This window comes from Achromobacter sp. GW823-FHT04E03 (assembly GCF_058796095.1).
In genome coordinates this window covers 2,362,805-2,382,875 of the sequence record NZ_JBXAIJ010000001.1, presented here as the reverse complement: position 1 = coordinate 2,382,875, position 20,071 = coordinate 2,362,805, and the positions used below count along the sequence as shown (strand labels likewise).

Here is a 20,071-nt window from a genome sequence, read left to right as displayed (position 1 = left end):
TGCGATACCACCAGCCGCAGTCCAATGAAAAACCCCTCGCAGGAATATCCTGCGAGGGGTTTTGTTTTTGCGGCGCTCAGGTAAAAGCTTTTGAGCCAAAGCGGTAAAGCCGCTCAAGAGCGGCTAGGGCAGTTGGCGTCGCAAAGCGGCGAAGAACAGTTCGGATTGCAGGCGTTCGCCTTGGACCTGTGCGGCCACCTTGGCCGCCAGGTCAGGGTTGACCGGCAGCAGCGGGCGTCCCGTTGATTGCGCAAGCACCTGGGCGGTACAGGCGCGCTCCAGGAAGAACAGGTCGTCATAGGCATAGTCCAGTCTTTCCCCGCAGACTACGACGCCATGGTTGCCGAGGAAGACCACGTCTGCGCCCTGCATCGCATGGGCGATGCGTTCGCCTTCGCTGACGTCCAGCGCCAGGCCGTTGTAGTGTTGGTCGATTGCCAGGCGGCCGTGAAAGCGCATGGCGTTTTGCGACAGCGTGGTGTCGAGCGCGCGATCCGAGGTAAGGGTCAAGGCCGTGGCGTAGGGCATGTGCGTGTGCAGCACACAGGCCTTGCCGGCGATGCGGTGGATGGCGGCATGGATGAACATGGCCGTGGGCTCGACTGCATGCCGGCCGGCGAGCTTGTTGCCTTGGGCATCGATCAGCACGATGTCGTCCGCTTGCACCTCATGCCACATCAACCCGCGGGGATTGAGGAGGAAATGCTCCGAGTCGCCGGGCAGGGCCACGCTGAAGTGATTGCAGACGCCTTCGCCCAGACCATGCGCGGCTGCGGCCCGTAATGCGAGCGCAAGGTCGGCGCGCAGTGCCGCGACAGGTTCTGCGTGAAATAGCGCTTCGGCGTGGCGAGGATCCTGGTTCATGTCTGCCTTTTCTGATGTCTGGGTTTGTTAGGCCTGGTGCGGAACTGCCGGACCAGGATCAGTACAGGTCGCCATCCACATAGAACCACTGGCCGTCTTCGCGCACGAAGCGGCTGAGTTCGTGCAGGCGGTGGGCGCGGCCGGCCTGGCGGCTGCGGGCGACGAATTCCACCGTGGCGTGCTCGGGGTCTTGGCTGCGTGTCTGCTTGATCGCCAGACCCAGCCATTTCAGGCCGGGCGGATTGGGCTCGAGCGCGCTGGGACGGGTGCTGGGGTGCCAGGTCGCCAACAGATAGGGCAGCTTGTCCAGCACGAAGGCGCTGTAGCGCGAGCGCATCAGCGCCTCGGCGGTGGGCGCTTGCATGGCTTGCGGGCCTTCGTGCCAGCGCCCGCAGCATTCGGAATAGGGCTTGGGACCGCCGCAGGGACAGGCTGTGGAAGGGAGCTTGGATTGCTTGGTCACGGTGCGAAATGCGGACAGGGTTCAGGCCAGCAGATCGCTGTACTCAGGGTGGCGGCGAATGTAGGCGTCGGCGTAGGAGCACAAGGGCCGCACTTTCCAACCCCGGGCGCGGGCGTCGTCCAGCGCATATTTGGTCAGCGCAGCGGCGATGCCGCGTCCGCCCACCTGGCTGGGCACGCCGGTGTGCGTGATTGCCATGGTGCTGCCTTGCAACTGGTAGTCGAGCACGCACAGGACGCCATCGACGGTGGCGGTGTAGCGGGAAAGGGCGCTGTCATGTGTTACGGAAATCATATGGAGCAATCCTGCTATGGCAGAGGGCAGGCGCAGTGGCCGGCCGGTATTGAGGGATATGGCGCATTCCAGCCCGCTGCGGGCCGCCGCCGTTTCAGCGCTGCAGTGCTTTCAGCAGTGCGGTGAGTTGCGCATCGCGCTCCTGGACCAGGTCGGCGATGCTGCGCTCGCCTGCTTCGGCGTTGACGCCCGCGATCAGGCGCTGTTGCAGTTCGGGGGTGACTTCCGGCGCGCCGAGATCGTCCCACCAGGTCTGGACTGGGCCCAGCAAGTGGTCCATGAAATTGGCCAGCCCGCCCGCGCCGCCGCCCAGGTTGAAGGTCATGTGCGGGCCGAACAGCGCCCAGCGCAGGCCCGGGCCTTGCGACACGGCGGCGTCGATGTCGGCCACGCTGGCGACGTTTTCGGCCGCCAGGTGTATGGCTTCGCGCCATAGCGCAGCCTGCAGCCGGTTGGCGATGTGGCCGGGGACTTCCTTGTTCAAGCGGATGGGGTACTTGCCCAGGCTGCGGTAGAAGGCGATGCAACGATCGATGGTGTCGGCCGAGGTTTGTTCGCCGCCGACCACTTCGACCAGCGGAATCAGGTGCGGCGGATTGAACGGATGCCCGATGACAAAGCGCGAGGCATGGCGGCACTGCGATTGCAGGCGGCTCATGATGAGGCCGGAGGAGCTGGACGCGACGATGACCTGCGGCGGCAGCACGGCGTCCATGCGCGCAAAGAGGGCAGTCTTGAAGTCTTCGCGCTCGGGCGCGTTTTCCTGCACGAAGTCCGCGCCGGCCAGCGCGGCCTCCAGGTCAGGCTCGAAGCGCAGCGCATCAGCGGAGGCGCCGGGCAGCACGTGTCCAAGTTCCGCCAGCACGGGCCATGCTGCCTGTACGCGGGCGCGCGTCAGCGTTTCGGCGTCGGCGGCGGGATCGCTGACGACGACCTCAAGGCCGCGGGCGAGGAACAACGCAGCCCAACTGGCGCCTATGGTGCCGGCGCCGACGATGGCGACGCGGCGGATGGCGGGCGGGTTGGACGTGGCAGGGCTGGACATGCGGGTCTCCTGTGAGCACGGATAGGAGCATTGTGAAGCAAACGCCGGCCCGTTGCCACGCGCATGCCGCGCGGGCAAGATAGCGGCTCCCTTTGACCTCCAGAATCCAGGAGTCCTGCATGAACGCGACGCCAGCCTCCCGATCCGCCGTGCCGTATTTTTGCCAGTGGGAGTCGGCGCATCGGGCCAGCGAAATCATCCAGGGCACGCTGGCCCTGGCCGATGACCCGGCCTGGCGCGGCTCGGGCGCGCGCGACGTGGATGAGTACGCGCGCTGGGCCAGCCACGTCTGCGGCATGGCCTGCCTGAAGATGGTGCTGGCGGCCCGCGACGGGCGCCAGTATCCGACGTTGGAGCTGGCGCGGGGCAGCTTGGCTTACGGCGCCTATACGGTGGAAGGCGAACAGATCAAGGGCATGATCTACGCGCCGTTCGTGCGCTACGTGGACGAGGCATTCGGCCTGGCGGCGCGCGTGCATGTCGATCTGCGCGCGGACGAACTGCCTGGATTGATGTCCCAAGCCGCCTATTTCATGGCGTCGGTGCATCCCTGGATACGCTGGCCCGAGCGGCAACCGCCCAGGAAGGGCGGGCACCTGGTGCTGGTGACTCGCGCAACGCCGGACTCGGTGACCTTCCATAATCCTTCGGGAGAGCCCGGCACGCAGGCCGATGTCGAATTGCCGCTGGCTATCTTCGACGAATTTTTCGCGGGGCGCGGCGTGGCGATACTCCCCGCCGCGAACGTTTGAGCGCTGCGGCCTTCATGGCCTGTGAAGACTGCAGCCTTGCCCGCGTTCAGGCATTGCGCGCGCGTTGCAGATAGCGCCATGCAAGCACGGCAGCGAGCAGATAGCCTGAGGTGATGACGATGTAGGCCGCGGGCAGGCTGGCGCTCCATTGCGGCAGCAAATGCAGGATGGTGCCCATCAGCGCGACGCCTACCAGCGCGCCGGATTGGCGGTTGGCATTCAGGGCGGCGGCGGCGCTGTTGGCGTGGCTCTTGCCCGAGACCTGCATGACCACGCTGGTCATGGCGGGAACGGCGACGCCCACGCCCAGATTGGCCACTGCGACGATGACGGCGAACGGCCAGTAGGCCATGTCCGGCGAGAACATGACGATTCCCGCGGCGCTCATGGCAGCGGCCAACGATACCCCGCCCAGCAGCGCCGCTGGCACGTTCCAGCGCGCCGATACCCGGCTGGACAACAGATTGCCCAAGGAGAACACGGCCAGCATGGGCACCAGTTGCAGGCCGGTCTCCAATGCGTCCGCGCCGCGTGCATGCTGCAGGAACAGGCTGAGCAGGAAGAGCTGGCCGTAGGCTGCCAGATTGATCAGAAAGCCGACGCCGTTGGCTGCCGCGAAGTGCGCGGTGGCGAACAGGGCGCGCGGGATGATGGGGTCGGCATGGCGGCGCTCGCGCCGCACCAGCAGCAGGGCGGCGGCCGCGCAGAGGACCACCGTGCCCAGTATGAGGTTGGAGGACCAGCCGTAGGCGTTGCCCTGGATCAGCACGAAGCACAGCGAGGACAAGGCGATCACGCCCAGCAGGTGGCTCAGCGGATTGAGGGCGCGCGGGCGGCGCGCAACCGCCTGGATGCGGCGTCGCGCCAGCCACAATCCGGCCAATCCCAGCGGGATATTGATGAGGAAGATCCCGCGCCAGCCAAATTGGTGGATCAGCACGCCGCCCAGGAGCGGGCCGGCAGCGCCTGCCACCGCCACGATCGCGGACCAGGCGGCCAGCATGCGGTTGCGCACCTGATCGTCGTCGTAGGCATGGGTCAGCAGGCTGAGGGAACTCGGCATGAACAGGGCCGCGCCCAGCCCCTGCAGCATGCGGGCCAGGATCAGCATGTCCGCGTTGGGCGCCAGGCCGCAGAGCAGGGACGCCAGGGTAAAGACGCCCAAACCGGCCAGGTAGATCGTCTTGGCGCCATACCGGTCGGCCAGCGCTCCTGCCACCAGCAGCAGCGCCGCGAAAGTGAGGGTGTAGCCGTCCACGATCCAGACCAGATCCGTCAGGGGAACGGTGAACTGCACTGCGATGCTGGGCAGGGCGACGTTGACGACGGTGACGTCCAGCATCGCCATGACGAAGCCGATGGCCAGCGTGACTAGCGGCAGCAGGCCGGCCGCGGCGGGTTTGGCGGCCAGCGAGGGCGCGGTGAGGTTGGGGCAGGCGGAACTCATGGCTGGTGGTGTGGCGAGGCTGTCGAGGACTGAAGCTTAGACCTGTGCTTTGATGCAAAAAAGCCGAATAATTGCTTTATAGTGATGCAAAAATGCATCATTAGGGCGAACGCGATGGACTGGGACAACGCCAGGATCTTCCTGGCCATCTACCGGGTGGGAACCCTGCGGGGCGCCGCCGCGCTGCTGCAGATCGACCAGGCAACCGCCGGGCGCAGGCTGGCGGCGCTGGAGTCCTCGCTGGACGCGCGGCTGTTCCTGCGCACGCCGGGTGGATATGTGCCCACGGCGGCCGGCGAACTGGCGTTCGCGGCCGCGGAGCGCATGGAGCAGGCGGCGGACCAATTGCAGCGCCAGATGCAGGGGCTGGATCATCGCCTGTCCGGCGTGGTGCGCGTGGCGACCTCGGAAACCGTGGCCAGCTACTACATCATGGAAGCGGTGCGGCGCGTGCATGCCCAGCACCCCGACATCCGCGTGGTGCTGTCCACGGCCATCCAGATCAGCAACCTGACGCGCCGCGAGGCTGACCTGGCAATACGGAACATCAAGCCGGACAACCCCGATTTGATACACCGGCACCTGACGCGCAAGGAGGTCGGGCTGTACGCTTCGCGCGCCTACCTGGCTGCGCATGGCGAGCCGCGGCCGGGCACTGCGTTCGCGGGGCACACGCTGGTGACGTACCAGCAAGCGGTGCTGCCGGGCTGGTCCGACACGTTTTGCGGCGAGCCCACGGGCAACGGCCGCATCGGCGTGGAGCTGAACTCCGGCCTGATGATTCTCGAGGCGGTCGCGGCCGGGTTGGGCATCGGCGAGGTGCCCACGCACATGGCGCCGGGATATCCCGAGCTGGTCCGTATCTGGCCGACGCGCAGCGAACCCTACGATTTGTGGTTGGTGATGCACGGCGACCTGAACCGCACGGCGCGCGTGCGCGCCGTGGCCGACGCGATAGTCGAGGTCTTCGAGGAGGACGAGTAGCGTTCCGGGCCGGCGGCGGCTTGTGGGCAGGCGCGGCAGGCGCTAAGGTTTGCCTGATCTTCCATGCAACCATGATTCAGGAGTCGCGCGTGTCCGATCTTTGGCGTTTGTCCGCAGTTGAGCTTGCCGCCCGCATCCGCAAGCGCGAGGTGTCCGCCCGCGAGGCCGCGCAAAGTGCGCTGGACCGGCTGGATGCCGTCAATCCCGCGATCAATGCCGTGGTGGACCACCGCCCGGACGATGTGCTGGCCCAAGCGGCGCAAGTGGATGCGATGCTTGCGCGCGGCGAAGACCCGGGGCCCTTGGCCGGCGTGCCCGTTACCGTGAAAATCAACGTGGACCAGGCGGGTTACGCCACGACCAATGGCGTGAACCTGCAGAAGGATGTGATCGCGGCGGAGAACAGCCCGGTCGTGGACAATCTGTTGCGCGCGGGCGCCGTGATCCTGGGCCGCACCAACACGCCCGCGTTTTCCTTGCGCTGGTTCACCGGCAATGCGCTGCATGGCGATACCTTGAACCCGCGCAATCCGGCGCTGACGCCCGGCGGCTCGTCGGGCGGCGCGGCTGCCGCGGTGGCGGCTGGCATCGGCCATCTGGCGCATGGCACGGATATCGCCGGCTCCATCCGCTATCCAGCCTATGCCTGCGGCGTGCATGGCCTGCGGCCGTCGCTGGGGCGCGTGGCGGCGTACAACGCGGCGCTGCCGGAACGCTCGATCGGGGGACAGTTGACCGCGGTGTCCGGCCCGCTGGGGCGCAGCATCGCAGATCTAAGACTGGGCCTGGCCGCGCTGGCGGCGCGGGATGTGCGCGATCCTTGGTGGGTGCCCGCTCCCCTGGTCGGGGCCGAGACGCCGCGCCGGGCCGCGCTGTGCCTGAATCCGGACGGCATGGACACCCAGCCCGCCGTGGTCAAGGCCTTGCAGGAAGCCGCCCGCCGGCTCAGCGAGGCAGGCTGGACGGTGGATACGCTGGATGCCGTGCCGCCGATGCAGGAGGCGGCGGACCTGCAGATCCGCATGTGGCTGGCCGATGGCTACGACGCCATGGTGGCAGCCGCGGAAAAAGAAGGCGACCGCGGAGCTCTGGTGGCGCTGGCTGGCCAGCGCGACAAGGCGGCGGGGGCCGACCTTGCGAGTTTTTCCGCCACGCTGACGCGGCGGGCTACGCTGACGCGCCTGTGGGAGTTGTTCTTCGCCGAGTATCCCGTGCTGTTGCTGCCCGTGTCGGCCGAGCTGCCGTTCCCTGACAAGCTCGATCTGCAAGGCGATGCCGCCTACGCGCGCGTCTGGCGCGCGCAGATGACGCAGATCGGCGTGCCGTTCATGGGTTTGCCAGGCCTGTCGGTGGCGATGGGCAGCGCGATGAGCGAGGCAGGCGCGAGCCCGGTGGGCGTGCAGGTGCTGGCGGGACGCTACCGCGAGGACCTGTGTCTGGATGTGGGGGAAATCATCGAGGCGGGCGCAGCGCCCATCGAGATCGCGCAGCCCGCGGCCCGCTAGTCCGCAAGAGCGGACCAGGCGGGCAGGGGACGGAAGTTCGGTGTGCGGCCGGGCTAGGGCTTGCTGAAGTGCAGGCGCAGGACGCCGAGGTCGCCGTAGGCGAGTTCGAGATCGCGGTTGGCGGGCACGTCCAGGAAGCCGGCATAGGAGCCGGTGATGACGTGCTGGCGGGCGCGTAGTCCCAGACCTTGTTCGCGCAGGAAGTTGGCCAGCCAGTAGAGCCCGGCCTTGGGACGATCGTTCGGGTGGATGCCCGCGTGCTGCTCGGTTTCAACTCCGTCCACGGACAGCGTGATGCTCAAGGCGCCGGGGGCATCGTGCGGGGATGCGATGCGCGGACCCAGTACCAGCCCCTGGTTGAACATATGGTCGGCCAGGAGTTCCGGCAGGCTGGCATGTTCCGGAGCCGCATAACGGCAGCCCAGTACTTCCAAGGCCAGGCGCGCGCCGCCGATGGCCGCGTCCACTTCGGACTCGGTGTAGGGCTCGGGGCGCGCGGGCAGATCCCGGGCAATTTCGAACGCGATCTCGGGTTCGATGCGCACGGTCTGGGTCCGGGCCGCAACAGGGCCGGCTTCGGCGTACGCGATGGTCGAGGCATAGATCGGCGCGACCACGCTTTTCTCGGGCGTGGGCAAGGCGCTCTTCCAGGCGCCGATGTCGTCCTGATGCTTCTCGAGCAGCAGCTGCGCGGTGCGTTGCTGCACGGCGAAGGCCTGGTTCAGCGATTGGGGACGGCAGTCGGCGGGCAGGCGCGGGCCGGCGATGCCGGACTCGCGCGCGGCGACCAGATAGCGGGCCGCTTCGAGGCTGCCGGGATAGTCTTCGATTCTGATCTGCATGGGTTCAAGCTCCCAGGAACAGCATGATCCAGAGCACGACCATGGCGATCAGGCCGAGCCAGCACGAACCCCAGAAGCCGACGATCGGCCATTTCAGCGATAGCGGCGTCTTCTTCGGATCGACGTGGGAGAGCAGGTCGTTGGCGTTGCCGATCAGCCAGAAGCGCGTGCCGGGAAACATCAGGCGGAAAAAGTAATCCAGCATGATGGATGCCTGGATCGCAAGCGGATACTGATTGAATTGACGGTGCTGCAGGTACGGGTGCTTCAATTTGGCGTTGATCTGCTTGCTCTTGAAGAACAGCACGACGCCGCTGAGCGTGCATGTGATGAAGCACAGCAGGAAGAGGCTGAAGGCCATGGCCATCGCGGGTGAGTACATGGGGATCTCAGGAAGACGCGGCGCGCCGCGTTCGGATGAAAAGAATGCCTGCGGAAAACTGCTGGCCGTATTGTAGAAGGCTTGCCGCGGCCCCGTGTTCAGGGCCGCGTCAGTCTGCGTGCAGTCGGAGGCTCGGGATCAGCCGCGCACCTGGCCTTCGCCGCTGAGCACCCACTTCAGCGTGGTCAGGCCTTCCAGGCCGACCGGGCCGCGCGCGTGCAGGCGGTTCGTCGAGATGCCGATCTCGGCGCCCAGGCCGTATTCGAAACCGTCCGCAAAGCAGGTCGGCAGGTTGACGTACACGGAGCTGGAGTCGACCTCGCGCTGGAAGCGCTGTGCGGCGGACAGGTCCTCGGTGACGATGGCGTCGGTATGGCCCGAGCCCCAGCGCGCGATGTGCTCGATGGCGTCGTCCAGCGTGTCGACGATGCGCACCGCCAGGATGGGACCCAGGTACTCCGTGGCCCAGTCTTCTTCCGTGGCCGGTTTGGCGTGGGGCAGCAAGGCCAGCGTGCGGGGGCAGCCGCGCAATTCGACGCCGTGCTCGGTGAGGGCCGCGGCCAGGCTGGGCAGGATGGAAACGGCGGCGACCGCGTCGACCAGCAGCGTTTCCATGGCGCCGCAGATGCCGTAGCGGTAGGTCTTGGCATTGAAGGCGATGGCGTGCGCCTTGTCCGGATCGGCCGCCGCGTCGATATAGACGTGGCAGTTGCCGTCCAGGTGCTTGATGAGCGGCACGCGCGCCTCTTGCGACAGGCGGGCGATCAGCCCCTTGCCGCCGCGCGGCACGATGACGTCGATGTGCTCGGTCATGGTGATGAGCTTGCCGACGGCGGCGCGGTCGGCCGTGGCGACGACCTGCACCGCGTCCTGCGGCAGCCCTGCGGCGGCCAGGCCGGTCTGCACGATGCGACCCAGCGCGATGTTGGAATGCAGGGCTTCGCTACCGCCGCGCAGGATGGCGGCGTTGCCGGACTTCAGGCACAGCGCGGCCGCGTCGATGGTCACGTTGGGGCGGGATTCGTAGATGATGCCGATCACGCCCAGCGGCACGCGCATCTGCGCCACGCGCATGCCGTTGGGGCGTACGCTGGTGGCGGTGATGCTGCCGATGGGATCAGGCAGGGCGGCGATCTGGCGCAGGCCCTCGGCCATGTGCGCCAGTGTCTTGTCCGACAGGGTCAGGCGGTCCAGCAGCGCCGGCTCCAGGCCGTTGCTGCGCGCTGCGGCCAGGTCTTTTTCGTTGGCGGCCTTGAGTTCGTCGTGGCTGGCGGCCAGGGCGTCGGCCATGGCGAGCAGCGCCTGGTTCTTGGCGGCGCCGGTGGCGCGCATCATGGCGCGCGAGGCGCGGCGGGCGTTTTCGCCCAGGGTGAGCATGGCTTGTTCGATGGAGGACGTGGACATGGCAGCGTCGATCATGAGGATGGGGCGGCGCGGACGCCACCTGGAGATTCAGTGTATATCCGGCCGCGAGGCCGGGCGAATGCCAGCGCATGGGCTGGCGCGGGAGGCGAAGGCGGCGGCTATGCCGCCTTCACGGTCGTCCGCCAGCGGCGGCGACACGCAGCGCGAGCCGCGTCATTTCTTCCCAGGGATCGGACAGGCGTCCTGGCACCGACAGGCCCTTGATCAGGCGATCGACCTCATGTGCATGCTGCACGGCGGCCGGCCACACGTTCGGCTGCACCCGGTTCAGCGCCTGCAACGCCAGCCGCTCGTGCGCGCCGAAAATGCGCAGGCGGCGCATCAGGCCGTTGACGTCCTGGCCAAGGGCGCGCGCTTCGGCGATGCGGGCCAGCAGGCGGATTTCCTCGCCGACCGCCCATAGCACCAGCGGCAGCGCTTCGCCTTCGGCGCGCAGGCCGTCGATCATGCGGATGGTGCGGCCGGTGTCGCCGGCGAGCATGGCGTCGCGCAGGCCGAAGACGTCATAGCGCGCAACGTTCAGCACCGCTCGCTCCACGTCCTCCGCGGCCAGCTGGCCTTCGGGGTAGAGCAGGCCCAGCTTCTGGATTTCCTGGTGGGCGGCCAGCAGATTGCCTTCCACCTTGTCGGCCATCCATTGCAGGGTGGCGCCGTCGGCGCGCTGGTTCTGGCGCGCCAGCCGCATGCCGACCCAGGCGGGCAGGCGGCCCCGTTCGATGTTGGCGATGTCGACCATCATGCCGCCGCGGCTCAAGGCCTGCACCCAGCGGCTTTCGCGGGTGGCCTTGTCCAGGCGCGGCAGGGCGATCAGCACGAGCGTGTCCGGATCCGCCTGCTTCTCGGCCTGTTCGGCCAGCTTGGCCAGGGTGTCGGCGCCGGACTTGCCAGGCTTGCCCGTCGGGATCTTGATTTCGAGGATGCGGCGGTCGCCGAACAGCGACACGCTTTGCGTGGCGGCGGTGACCGAGCTCCAGTCGCTGCGCGCGTCCATGACCATGGACAGGCGGTCGGTGTAGCCCGCGTTACGGGCCGCGGCGCGCAGCGCGTCCACGGCCTCGGTCACGAGCAGGGGTTCGTCGCCGGACACCGTGTAGAGCGGGGCCAGGCGGTTGCCTGGCCGCTGCAGGTGCTCGGCCAGGCGATCCGCGTCCAGGGGCTGTGCCATTTAACGCAGGATGGCCGGATCGGTGGTGGACGGCGTCTGCCACGGCGCGGGCGTGCGCTTTTGTTCCGGCGTGGTCGGGTCGTACAGCGGGGTCTCGCCGTCTTCCGCGCGCTCTTCGGCATTCTCGAATGCATGGCGCACTTCCGGCGCGGTCATGCGGCGCAGCAGGCGGGACACCAGGTCGCGCTGCATGGCCCGGTACAGCGTTTCGATCTGGCCTTGCTTGGCTTGCACCACCTGGTCGTCATAGGGCATTTCGCGGTAGATCGACAGCGTGGTGTCCGGGATCAGGGCGCGGCCCTTGGCATCGATGAGGCGGAACGTGTAGTTGATGCCGAGTTCGTATTCCTCGACACGGCCCTGGGCGTTCAGCGACACCTCTCGCAGGGTGCGAGTGTCGGCGACCTGCTGCAGGATGGCTTGCGCCTCCTTGGGGGTCGACACGAGCTTGGTGTTCGGCGAGGCCGCGCGCAGCGCGCGGCGCACGTCGGCGCCGAACTGCGTGGTGTCGGAAATGCCGACATACAGCGTATCGAACGGCATCGGCGTGACGCCACGCAAGGCGAAGCCGCAAGCGGAGAGCAGCATGAACAGCGCCAGGCAGGCGCCGCGCAGCAGCCAGGACTGGCGGGGGGAGTGCGTTTGTTGCCCGGCGAAGTGCATGCTTGACCTCATCAGCCTACGACGTTGACCAGTTTGCCCGGAACCACGATGACGCGCTTGGGCGGACGGCCTTCCAGGAAGCGGGCGACCTCTTCCTGGGATGCCGCGAGCTTTTCGATGTCTTCCTTGGCGGCCTTGGCGGCCACGCGGATGGAGCCGCGCAGCTTGCCGTTGACCTGGAGCATCAGCTCGATCTCGTCGGCGACCAGCGCCGCCTCGTCCACGTGCGGCCAAGGCGCGTCGAGCAGGTCGCCCAGCTCGTGGGCGTAGCCCAGGTCGCGCCACAGGTGCCAGGTGATGTGCGGCACCACGGGATACAGCACGCGCAGCAGCACGCCCAGCGTTTCGGCGTAGGCGGCGTCCGCGGCCGCGCCTTCGGGCAGCTTGGCGTCGTCGATGGCGTTGAGCATCTTCATGCATGCCGACACGACGGTGTTGTACTGGATGCGCTGGTAGTCGTAGTCGGCTTGCTTGAGCAGGCCGTAGACCTCGCGGCGCAGATCCTTGACCGGGGCCGGCGCCTGCGCCCAGTCGGCGCCATGGGCGAGGCCGCGCGCGATGGCCTCGCGCTGGCCGTAGCTGATGGACCAGAGGCGGCGCAGGAAGCGGTTGGAGCCTTCGACGCCAGAGTCCGACCATTCGAGGGTCTGTTCCGGCGGGCTGGCGAACATGACGAACAGGCGGGCCGTGTCCGCGCCCAGCGTGTCGATCAGCGATTGCGGGTCGACGCCGTTGTTCTTGGACTTGGACATCGTGCCCACGCCGCCGTAGTTGATGGCGGAGCCGTCCGACTTCAGCTTGGCGCCGACGATGGCGCCGCGGTCGTCGTAGACGTTTTCGACGTCTTCCGGCCAGAAGTACTCGATGCCGCCCTGCGGCGTCTTGCGCGAGTAGATATGGTTCAGCACCATGCCCTGGCACAGCAGCTTGGTGAAGGGCTCGTCGAAGTTGAGCAAGCCCATGTCGCGCATGACCTTGGTCCAGAAGCGGGCGTACAGCAGGTGGAGCACCGCGTGTTCGATGCCGCCGATGTACTGGTCCATCGGCATCCAGTAGTCGTTGCGCGCGTCGACCATGGCGTTATCGTTGCCCGGCGAGGTGTAGCGCATGAAATACCAGGACGAGTCCACGAAGGTGTCCATCGTGTCCGTTTCACGGCGCGCCGGCTTGCCGCACTTGGGGCAGGAGCAGGACAGGAACGCCTCGTTCTTGGCCAGCGGATTGCCGCTGCCGTCCGGGATGAGGTCGTCGGGCAGGACCACCGGCAGGTCTTTTTCCGGAACCGGGACCGGGCCGCAATCCGCGCAGTGGATGATGGGGATGGGGGTGCCCCAATAGCGCTGGCGCGAGATGCCCCAGTCGCGCAGGCGCCAGGTGGTCTGCTTTTCGCCCAGGCCTTGCGCGCCCAGGTCGACGGCGATGGCGTCGACCGCTTCCTTGTGGGAGAGGCCGTCGTACTTGCCCGAATTGATGGTGCGTCCGGCTTGCTTGTCGCCGTACCACTCCTGCCAGGCATTGGTGGAGTATTCCTTGCCGGCCACGTCCACGACCTGCACGATGGGCAGGTCATATTTCTTGGCGAAGGCGAAATCGCGCTCGTCATGCGCCGGCACGCCCATCACGGCGCCGTCGCCGTAGGTCATGAGCACGTAGTTGCCGACCCAGACCTGAACTTCGGCGCCCGTGACCGGGTGCGTGACGTACAGGCCCGTGGGCATGCCTTCCTTTTCGCGCGTGGCCATTTCGGCCTCGGTCGTGCCGCCCAGCTTGCATTGTTCGATGAAGGCGGCCAGTTGCGGATTGGAGAGCGCGGCCTGCGTGGCCAGGGGGTGTTCCGGCGCCACGGCGCAGAAGGTCACGCCCATGATGGTGTCGGCGCGGGTGGTGAAGACGTACAGCTTGCCGTCCTGGATCAGCTGGCCGTCCTGGCCGGCGATCTTGTGCGGGAAAGCGAAGCGCAGGCCCTCGGACTTGCCGATCCAGTTTTCCTGCATCAGGCGCACGCGCTCGGGCCAGCCGGGCAGGTCGTTCTGGACGGCGCCCAGCAGTTCGTCGGCGTAATCGGTGATGCGCAGGTAGTAGCCGGGGATCTCGCGCTTTTCGACCAGCGCGCCCGAGCGCCAGCCGCGGCCGTCGATGACCTGTTCATTGGCCAGCACGGTCTGGTCCACCGGGTCCCAGTTGACGACCTGGGTCTTGCGGTAGGCGACGCCCTTTTCCAGCATCTTGAGGAACAGCCACTGGTTCCACTTGTAGTACTGGGGATCGCAGGCGCACATTTCGCGCGACCAGTCGATCGCCAGGCCCATCGCCTTCATCTGCTTCTTCATGTAGGCGATGTTGTCGTACGTCCACTTCGCCGGCGGCACCTTGGACTTGATGGCGGCGTTTTCCGCCGGCATGCCGAAGGCGTCCCAGCCCATGGGCATCAGAACGTTGTAGCCGCGCATGCGCAACTGACGGGCCATCATGTCGTTGATGGTGTAGTTGCGCACGTGGCCCATGTGCAGCTTGCCGCTGGGGTAGGGCAGCATGGAGCAGGCGTAGAACTTCGGCTTTTCGGAGCCGTCGGCGTTCTTGGCGTGTTCGTGGACCAGGTAGACGTCGCGCGCCTGCCAGTCTTGGTGGGCGGCTGCTTCGACGGTATTGGGGAGGTAACGTTCCTGCATGGGCTCGTGCACGATGGCAAAAAAAGGGTGAGCCGCCTCGCCGCGCGGGCGCGGAGGCGGCCAAAACCCCTGATTATAGGAGGTGCTAGGCGCGGGCAGGGGACGGAGCCGTTTCGGGGATGCGCGCGCTGGGCGCCAGGGCACCATAAGCCAGCGTAATCACCCCGAGGACGGCGCCCGCCGTGACCACGCCGGGCCAGCCAAAATGGGCGTACAGCCAGGACGATACCAGCGAACCGGATGCGCCGCCGATGAAGTAGCTGGTCATGTAGCCGGCCGTCAGCCGGCTGCGCGCTTCGGGGCGCAGGCGGTAGAGGGCGCTGCTGTTGGTGACGTGCACGCCCTGGATCGCGAGATCCTGCACCAGGATGCCGACCAGCAGGGCCAGCACCGACACCTGGCCGAAGGCGATCAGTCCCCAGGAACCCAGCAGCAACAGCAGTCCGACGCGGGTGGCGAGGTTGCCCAGGCCGCGGTCGGCAAGGCGGCCGAAGCGGTTGGCGGCGTAGGCCCCTGCGGCGCCCGCCAGGCCGAACAGGCCGATGGTGGTGTTGCTGTATTGATAGGGCGGGCTGGCCAGCAGGAAGGTCAGCGGCGTCCACAGCATGCTGAAGGCCGCGAACAGCAGGCCGCCCAGCAGCGAGCGGGCGCGGAACAGTGGTTCCTCGACGAACATGCGCAGGATGGAGCCCAGCAGGCGCGGGTAGCTCAGCCCGGCCGGACTCTGGTGGCGCGGCAGCAGGCGCCACAGGGCCGCTGACATGATCAGCATCAGGATGGCCGCCACCCAGTACACGGTGCGCCAGCTGCCCACGTCGGCGAGCGCGCCGGCGACGGTGCGGGCCAGCAGGATGCCCAGCAGCAGTCCGCTCATGACGGTGCCCACGGCCTTGCCCCGCTCATGCGGGGCGGCCAGCGTCGCGGCGAAAGGCACCAGGATCTGGGCCACCACGGACAGCATGCCCGTCAGCGCCGTGCCCAGGATCAGCACGCCGATATTGGGGGCGAAGGCGGAAATCAGCAGACCGCCCGAGGACAGCAGGTTCATCAGCACGATCAGGCTGCGGCGCTCGAACATGTCGCCCAGGGGCACGAGCAGCATCAGGCCCACCGCATAGCTCAGCTGCGCGGTGGTGACGATGCTGCCCGCCGTGGCGCTGGACAGCGAGAATTGCTCGCTGATCGTATGCAGCAGCGGCTGCGCGTAATAGTTGCTGGCGACGGCGAGGCCGGTCGCGACCGACATCAGCAGGAGGATGGGTGCGGTCAGGACCGGCGTCTGGGAGGACTGGGTAGCGGAAGTCATGGATCGGGATCGGGGATGATGGCTGCGGAAGAGGGCTCGGCTCAGGCGCCGATGCCGCCAGGCGTTTCCTGGTCCTGCTTGATCAGCAGCTTCCTGAGGAGGCCGGCCAGTTGCTTGCGCTCGGCTGCGGACAGCGGTTCAAGCAGTTCATTGAGGTCCTTCAGGTAGTCCTTCAGCACCAGCTTGATGGTGCGCAAGCCTTCGGCCGTGAGCGACACGATGACGCCGCGCCGGTCTTCCGGATTGGGGCTGCGCGTGAGCAGGCCGGCCTGCTCCAGGCGGTCGAGCCGGTTGGTCATGGCGCCGGAGGTCAACAGCAGGGCCTCCACCAGCTTCTGCGGATTCAGCGCGTAGGGCGAGCCGCTGCGGTACAGCGTGGCCAGCACGTCGAATTCGCCCTGGTGCAGGTCGTAGTTGCGGAAGCTGCGGTTTACGTTGCGCGCGGCCAGCGCGTTCAGACGGAACACACGGGTGACGACGGACATGGCGGCGAAGTCCTGGGCGGGACATTCGGCGGTCCATTGGGAGATCACCAGATCGACGAGGTCATTCATGGGTGCATGGGATTTATTTTTACGTGAAGTATCTTAACATGAAGATAAATTGGAAAAAGTCGACCTATGCGTCGTGCAGGCCGGCCGCGGCAAAAAAGAAGGGCCCGCCTCTTGCGAGGCGGGCCCTTCCGGCTTGACCGGAACTACGCGCGAATTACTGCGCGGCGTCCTTCAGCTTCTTGAGCGGGCGAACCTTCACCTTGACCGAAGCCGGCTTGGCGGGGAACCAGCGCTCTTCACCGGTGAACGGATCCTTGCCGAAGCGCTTGGCCTTGGCCGGAACCTTCTGCACGGCAACCTTGAACAGGCCGGGCAGCGTGAATTCGCCAGCGCCCTTCTTGTCCACGGAGCCCAGCACCGAGGTTTCCAGGCTGGCCAGGACGGCCTTGACCGACTTGGCTTCAACGCCCGATTGCTCAACGATGTAGGCGATCAGCTGGGTCTTGTTCAGGGCGGCCTTGATGGCCTTGGGGGCAGCAGCGACCTTCTTGGCGGCGACGACCTTCTTGACGGCCGGCTTTGCAGCGGGCTTCACAGCGGGTTTGGCAGCAGTTGCCTTCTTTGCGGGCGCCTTGGCGGCGGGCTTGGTGACTTTCTTGGCAGGAGCTTTTGCTTTCGTGGCCATGGTCAAAATCCGTATGTTGAGGTCATGGAGCAGCGCGCGCCGGGTATCGGCGTTTGACGCTACGCGGCCGATGATAGCGGAAGAGTGGCGATTAATGCGGTTTTCTAGCGGGTTTTTGGCCCTTGTTTGTTGTTTTCGACACAGAAAGTGCTTTGTAGAAGGGCTCCAGCAAGATGTCGTGACATTCATCGCGCATCTTTTCAGATGCCTGCGGCACTGAACCAACTGCGCCGGGCATGTTCCAATTGCGTGCCCTGCGCGAGACCCGCGCGGGAAAAACCAAGCATGGAAGCGAAGCAGTCATATGTTGATGAAGAAGTTGGCGGCGAGCCTGATCGTCGCGGCCGCGTGCATGTCGGGCGCCGTGGCGCAGACGGTGCCCGCGCCGGCCCTGTCGGCCAAGGCCTGGCTCTTGCTGGACGAGACCAGCGGACAGGTGATCGCGTCGCATGCGGCGACGACCCGGATCGAGCCCGCGTCCCTGACCAAGATCATGACGGCCTACGTCGTGTTCGAGGCGCTCAGCAAGAAAGAGCTGTCCGCGGCGCAAATGGTCACGGTGTCGACCCGCGCCTGGAAGGTGCCGGCGGGCAGCTCGAAGATGTTCCTGGAGCCGGGCTCGAAGGTGTCGGTGGACGATCTGCTGCGCGGCCTGATGATCCAGTCGGGCAACGACGCGGCCATCGCGCTCGCCGAAGCCGTGTCGGGCAGCGTCGAGGCCTTCGTGGCGCGGATGAACGACACCGCCGCCAGGCTCGGCCTGCACGCCACGCATTTCGCCAGCCCGCACGGCTTGCCCGATCCGGGGACCTACTCCACCGCCAGCGACCTGTCCATGCTGGCCACGCGTTTCATTCGCGATTATCCGCAGCTCTACAGGACCTACGATTCGGCCAAGCAGTTCACCTACAACAAGATCACGCAGCCGAACCGCAACCGCCTGCTGTGGCTGGATCCCAGCGTGGACGGGCTGAAGACCGGGCATACCGAATCGGCCGGCTATTGCATCGTCGCCACCGCGCAGCGTCCGAATGGCGCTGACCAGCGCCGCCTGATCACGGTGGTGGTGGGCACGGCGTCGGACAAGCTGCGCACGCAGGAAAGCCGCGAGTTGCTGGAGTGGGGCTTTCAGGGGTTCAATACCATCAAGCTGTACGCGCGCGGCCAGGCGGTCGCCACGCCCGAGGTATGGAAGGGCGAGCAGGACAGCCTGAAGGCCGGATTCGCGCGCGATGCCTACGTGACGGTGCCCGCGGGCGCCAAGGTCGAACCGGTCTGGACGCCGCAGGATCCGCTGATTGCGCCGATCGCGGCCCAGTCCGCAGTGGGCGAGGTGCGTGTGCTGGTGGACGGCAAGCCCGCCATGCAGTTTTCGGTGGTGGCACTGGAACCGGTGGCCGAGGCCGGATTCGCGGGACGCGCGTGGGATTCCATCCGCTTGTGGTGGCGTGGCCACGCCGGATAACGGAGGTGTGCGATGGCGGTGAGCTTTCCTGGAGGCCCAGCCCCGGCGCCGGGCGCGGATGATCCCTTGGCTTTGCTGTCGGCCTGCCATGGCCGCATTTCCCGCCAGTGCGCGACCTTGGGGCGTCTTGCCGCGCACCTGCCGGTGCATGGCAGCGACGCCGCGGCTCAAACCGCGGCGGCCAGCGTCATGCGCTACTTCGATACCGCGGCCGCACACCATCACGAGGACGAGGAAGAGGACCTGTTTCCGGCCTTGATCGAATCCATGGCCGGCTCTGACGCCGTCTGTCTGCATGCGCTGGTGGACGGCCTGATGGCCGAGCACCGGCAGTTGGCGCGGCGCTGGGAGCCCTTGCGCCAGGCGCTCGCCGAGATCGCGGCGGGCCGCCAGGCCGAGCTGCCTGCCAGCCAGGTGCAGGATTTCACCGATGCCTACGCCGCGCATATCCAGCGTGAGGAAAGCGAACTGCTGCCGATGGCGGCGCGGCTGATCCCGGACGATACGCTGGCCGGGATCGGGCAGGCCATGAAGGCGCGACGCGGCGGCGAGGCCGGCTGACGTTTCGGGCAAGGCGGGGATTGGCGCTACGATGGCCGCAGCCGGCGCGCGGCGCGCCGGGTTTTTGCCTACGTGTCCGCCATGACCAGAAACGCCCGTTTCCGCCAGAAATTGCAGGATCCCGTCTTGATGCACGCCATGTCGGCGCACAACCCGCTGTCCGCCAGGCTGGCGGCCGATGCCGGGTTCGACGCCATCTGGGGCAGCGGCTTCGAGCTGTCGGCCAGCTACGCCGTGCCCGATGCCAACATACTCTCGCCCTCGCAGCACCTGGACATGATGCGGGCGATCGCCGCCGCGGTGGACGTGCCCGTGATTGCCGACATCGACACCGGATTCGGCAATGCCATCAATGTCTCCTACATGGTGCCGCAGTACGAAGCCGCGGGCGTGTCGGCGGTGGTGATGGAAGACAAGACCTTTCCCAAGGACACGAGTCTGCGCGCGTCCGGCAGGCAGGAGCTGGTGCGGATCGAGGAGTTCCAGGGCAAGATCGAAGCCGCCTGCAGCGCCCGCCGCGATGCGGATTTCTGCGTGATCGCCCGGACCGAGGCGCTGATCGCGGGCGCCGGCGAGCAGGAAGCCTTGGTCCGGGCGCGCGCGTATGAAGCTGCGGGCGCGGACGCCATCCTGATCCATTCCAAGCAGAACACGCCCGACGAGATCCTGTCGTTCATCGCGGCATGGCAAGGCCGCGCGCCGCTGGTGCTGGTGCCCACCGCCTATCCGCAACTGCGCGAAGCCGATATCCAGGCGCTGGGCAAGGTCGGCCTGGTCATCTATGGCAATCACGCCATCCGCGCCGCGGTGGGGGCGATGCGGGACGTGTTCGCCCGCATCCGCAGCGATGGCGGCATCCATCAGGTGGATGCGGCGCTGCCGGCGGTCAAGGAAATCATCGCGCTGCAGGGCGATGCCCATATGCGGGAGCTGGAGCGCCGTTACCTCAAGTAAGCGGGACGCGTTGCGCGCGAGGGGCGCTAGCGATTACGCTAGACGACCCGCCGCCCGCCCTGTGCGCCGCAGGCGGAACCAATCAGAAAGCAGATGCCGAGGGACA

At 66.9% G+C, this 20,071-nt stretch carries 20 protein-coding genes; 6 read left to right on the top strand and 14 right to left on the bottom strand.

Annotated features, from left to right (window positions below):
* Positions 1–123: 123 nt before the first annotated feature.
* From AC1RHV_RS11280 to AC1RHV_RS11265, 4 genes are all read right to left on the bottom strand, one after another.
* Positions 124–864: an aldolase gene (locus AC1RHV_RS11280; RefSeq protein WP_054451191.1), complete on the bottom strand. Its 741-nt coding sequence runs from the start codon at positions 862–864 to the stop codon at positions 124–126.
* A 58-nt stretch (positions 865–922) separates the two neighbouring features.
* Positions 923–1,327 (bottom strand): YchJ family protein, encoded by a 405-nt coding sequence (locus AC1RHV_RS11275; protein WP_175161775.1) that lies wholly within the window; start codon positions 1,325–1,327, stop codon positions 923–925.
* A gap of 21 nt (positions 1,328–1,348) precedes the next feature.
* Positions 1,349–1,621: a GNAT family N-acetyltransferase gene (locus AC1RHV_RS11270; protein WP_054451193.1), complete on the bottom strand. Its 273-nt coding sequence runs from the start codon at positions 1,619–1,621 to the stop codon at positions 1,349–1,351.
* A 94-nt stretch (positions 1,622–1,715) separates the two neighbouring features.
* Positions 1,716–2,666 (bottom strand): 3-hydroxyacyl-CoA dehydrogenase NAD-binding domain-containing protein, encoded by a 951-nt coding sequence (locus tag AC1RHV_RS11265; protein ID WP_054451194.1) that lies wholly within the window; start codon positions 2,664–2,666, stop codon positions 1,716–1,718.
* A 119-nt stretch (positions 2,667–2,785) separates the two neighbouring features.
* Here AC1RHV_RS11265 and AC1RHV_RS11260 point away from each other — a divergent pair, with 119 nt between their 5' ends.
* On the top strand, positions 2,786–3,418 hold the full coding sequence (locus AC1RHV_RS11260; RefSeq protein WP_346546220.1) for a hypothetical protein: 633 nt from the start codon (positions 2,786–2,788) through the stop codon (positions 3,416–3,418).
* A gap of 46 nt (positions 3,419–3,464) precedes the next feature.
* On the opposite strand, the gene AC1RHV_RS11255 is transcribed toward AC1RHV_RS11260, so the two are convergent.
* A complete protein-coding gene (locus AC1RHV_RS11255) occupies positions 3,465–4,865 on the bottom strand; it encodes an MFS transporter (RefSeq protein WP_054451196.1) in 1,401 nt (466 codons plus the stop codon).
* Positions 4,866–4,979: 114 nt separating this feature from the next.
* On the opposite strand from AC1RHV_RS11255, the gene AC1RHV_RS11250 reads away from it, so the two are divergent.
* Together AC1RHV_RS11250 and AC1RHV_RS11245 are read left to right on the top strand one after the other, a co-directional pair.
* Entirely contained in the window at positions 4,980–5,849 is an 870-nt protein-coding gene (locus AC1RHV_RS11250; RefSeq protein WP_175161783.1) for a LysR family transcriptional regulator, read from the top strand.
* 89 nt (positions 5,850–5,938) lie between these two features.
* The gene (locus AC1RHV_RS11245; protein WP_175161785.1) at positions 5,939–7,354 is read left to right on the top strand and encodes an amidase family protein; all 1,416 of its coding nucleotides are present in this window, start codon (positions 5,939–5,941) and stop codon (positions 7,352–7,354) included.
* A gap of 53 nt (positions 7,355–7,407) precedes the next feature.
* On the opposite strand, the gene AC1RHV_RS11240 is transcribed toward AC1RHV_RS11245, so the two are convergent.
* The 9 genes from AC1RHV_RS11240 to AC1RHV_RS11200 all read right to left on the bottom strand — a co-directional run bounded on the left by AC1RHV_RS11240 (position 7,408) and on the right by AC1RHV_RS11200 (position 16,985).
* The gene (locus AC1RHV_RS11240) at positions 7,408–8,196 is read right to left on the bottom strand and encodes a 2-keto-4-pentenoate hydratase (protein WP_119451012.1); all 789 of its coding nucleotides are present in this window, start codon (positions 8,194–8,196) and stop codon (positions 7,408–7,410) included.
* 4 nt (positions 8,197–8,200) lie between these two features.
* Positions 8,201–8,578, bottom strand: coding sequence for a hypothetical protein (locus AC1RHV_RS11235; protein WP_492300767.1), 378 nt, complete (start codon positions 8,576–8,578; stop codon positions 8,201–8,203).
* A 138-nt stretch (positions 8,579–8,716) separates the two neighbouring features.
* Complete coding sequence (locus tag AC1RHV_RS11230) at positions 8,717–9,997, bottom strand: glutamate-5-semialdehyde dehydrogenase (protein ID WP_059371744.1); 1,281 nt, start codon at positions 9,995–9,997, stop codon at positions 8,717–8,719.
* Between the two features lie 115 nt (positions 9,998–10,112).
* A complete protein-coding gene (gene holA, locus AC1RHV_RS11225) occupies positions 10,113–11,168 on the bottom strand; it encodes a DNA polymerase III subunit delta (protein ID WP_054451201.1) in 1,056 nt (351 codons plus the stop codon).
* Positions 11,169–11,831 (bottom strand): LPS-assembly lipoprotein LptE, encoded by a 663-nt coding sequence (locus AC1RHV_RS11220; RefSeq protein WP_054451202.1) that lies wholly within the window; start codon positions 11,829–11,831, stop codon positions 11,169–11,171.
* An 11-nt stretch (positions 11,832–11,842) separates the two neighbouring features.
* Positions 11,843–14,500 (bottom strand): leucine--tRNA ligase, encoded by a 2,658-nt coding sequence (gene leuS, locus AC1RHV_RS11215; protein ID WP_192330764.1) that lies wholly within the window; start codon positions 14,498–14,500, stop codon positions 11,843–11,845.
* Between the two features lie 85 nt (positions 14,501–14,585).
* Positions 14,586–15,806: an MFS transporter gene (locus AC1RHV_RS11210; RefSeq protein WP_054451204.1), complete on the bottom strand. Its 1,221-nt coding sequence runs from the start codon at positions 15,804–15,806 to the stop codon at positions 14,586–14,588.
* Positions 15,807–15,847: 41 nt separating this feature from the next.
* Positions 15,848–16,360 carry a MarR family winged helix-turn-helix transcriptional regulator gene (locus tag AC1RHV_RS11205; protein WP_054451205.1) on the bottom strand — a complete coding sequence of 171 codons (513 nt, stop codon included), beginning with the start codon at positions 16,358–16,360 and terminating at the stop codon, positions 15,848–15,850.
* 154 nt (positions 16,361–16,514) lie between these two features.
* Complete coding sequence (locus tag AC1RHV_RS11200; RefSeq protein WP_054451206.1) at positions 16,515–16,985, bottom strand: HU family DNA-binding protein; 471 nt, start codon at positions 16,983–16,985, stop codon at positions 16,515–16,517.
* Positions 16,986–17,289: 304 nt separating this feature from the next.
* Here AC1RHV_RS11200 and AC1RHV_RS11195 point away from each other — a divergent pair, with 304 nt between their 5' ends.
* The 3 genes from AC1RHV_RS11195 (at position 17,290) to AC1RHV_RS11185 (ending at position 19,965) form a co-directional block, all read left to right on the top strand.
* Positions 17,290–18,450, top strand: coding sequence for a D-alanyl-D-alanine carboxypeptidase family protein (locus AC1RHV_RS11195; RefSeq protein ID WP_492300763.1), 1,161 nt, complete (start codon positions 17,290–17,292; stop codon positions 18,448–18,450).
* A 12-nt stretch (positions 18,451–18,462) separates the two neighbouring features.
* Positions 18,463–19,011, top strand: a complete 549-nt coding sequence (locus AC1RHV_RS11190; RefSeq protein ID WP_054451207.1) for a hemerythrin domain-containing protein — start codon at positions 18,463–18,465, stop codon at positions 19,009–19,011.
* An 81-nt stretch (positions 19,012–19,092) separates the two neighbouring features.
* Entirely contained in the window at positions 19,093–19,965 is an 873-nt protein-coding gene (locus AC1RHV_RS11185; RefSeq protein WP_492300761.1) for a phosphonopyruvate hydrolase, read from the top strand.
* Positions 19,966–20,071 lie beyond the last annotated feature (106 nt).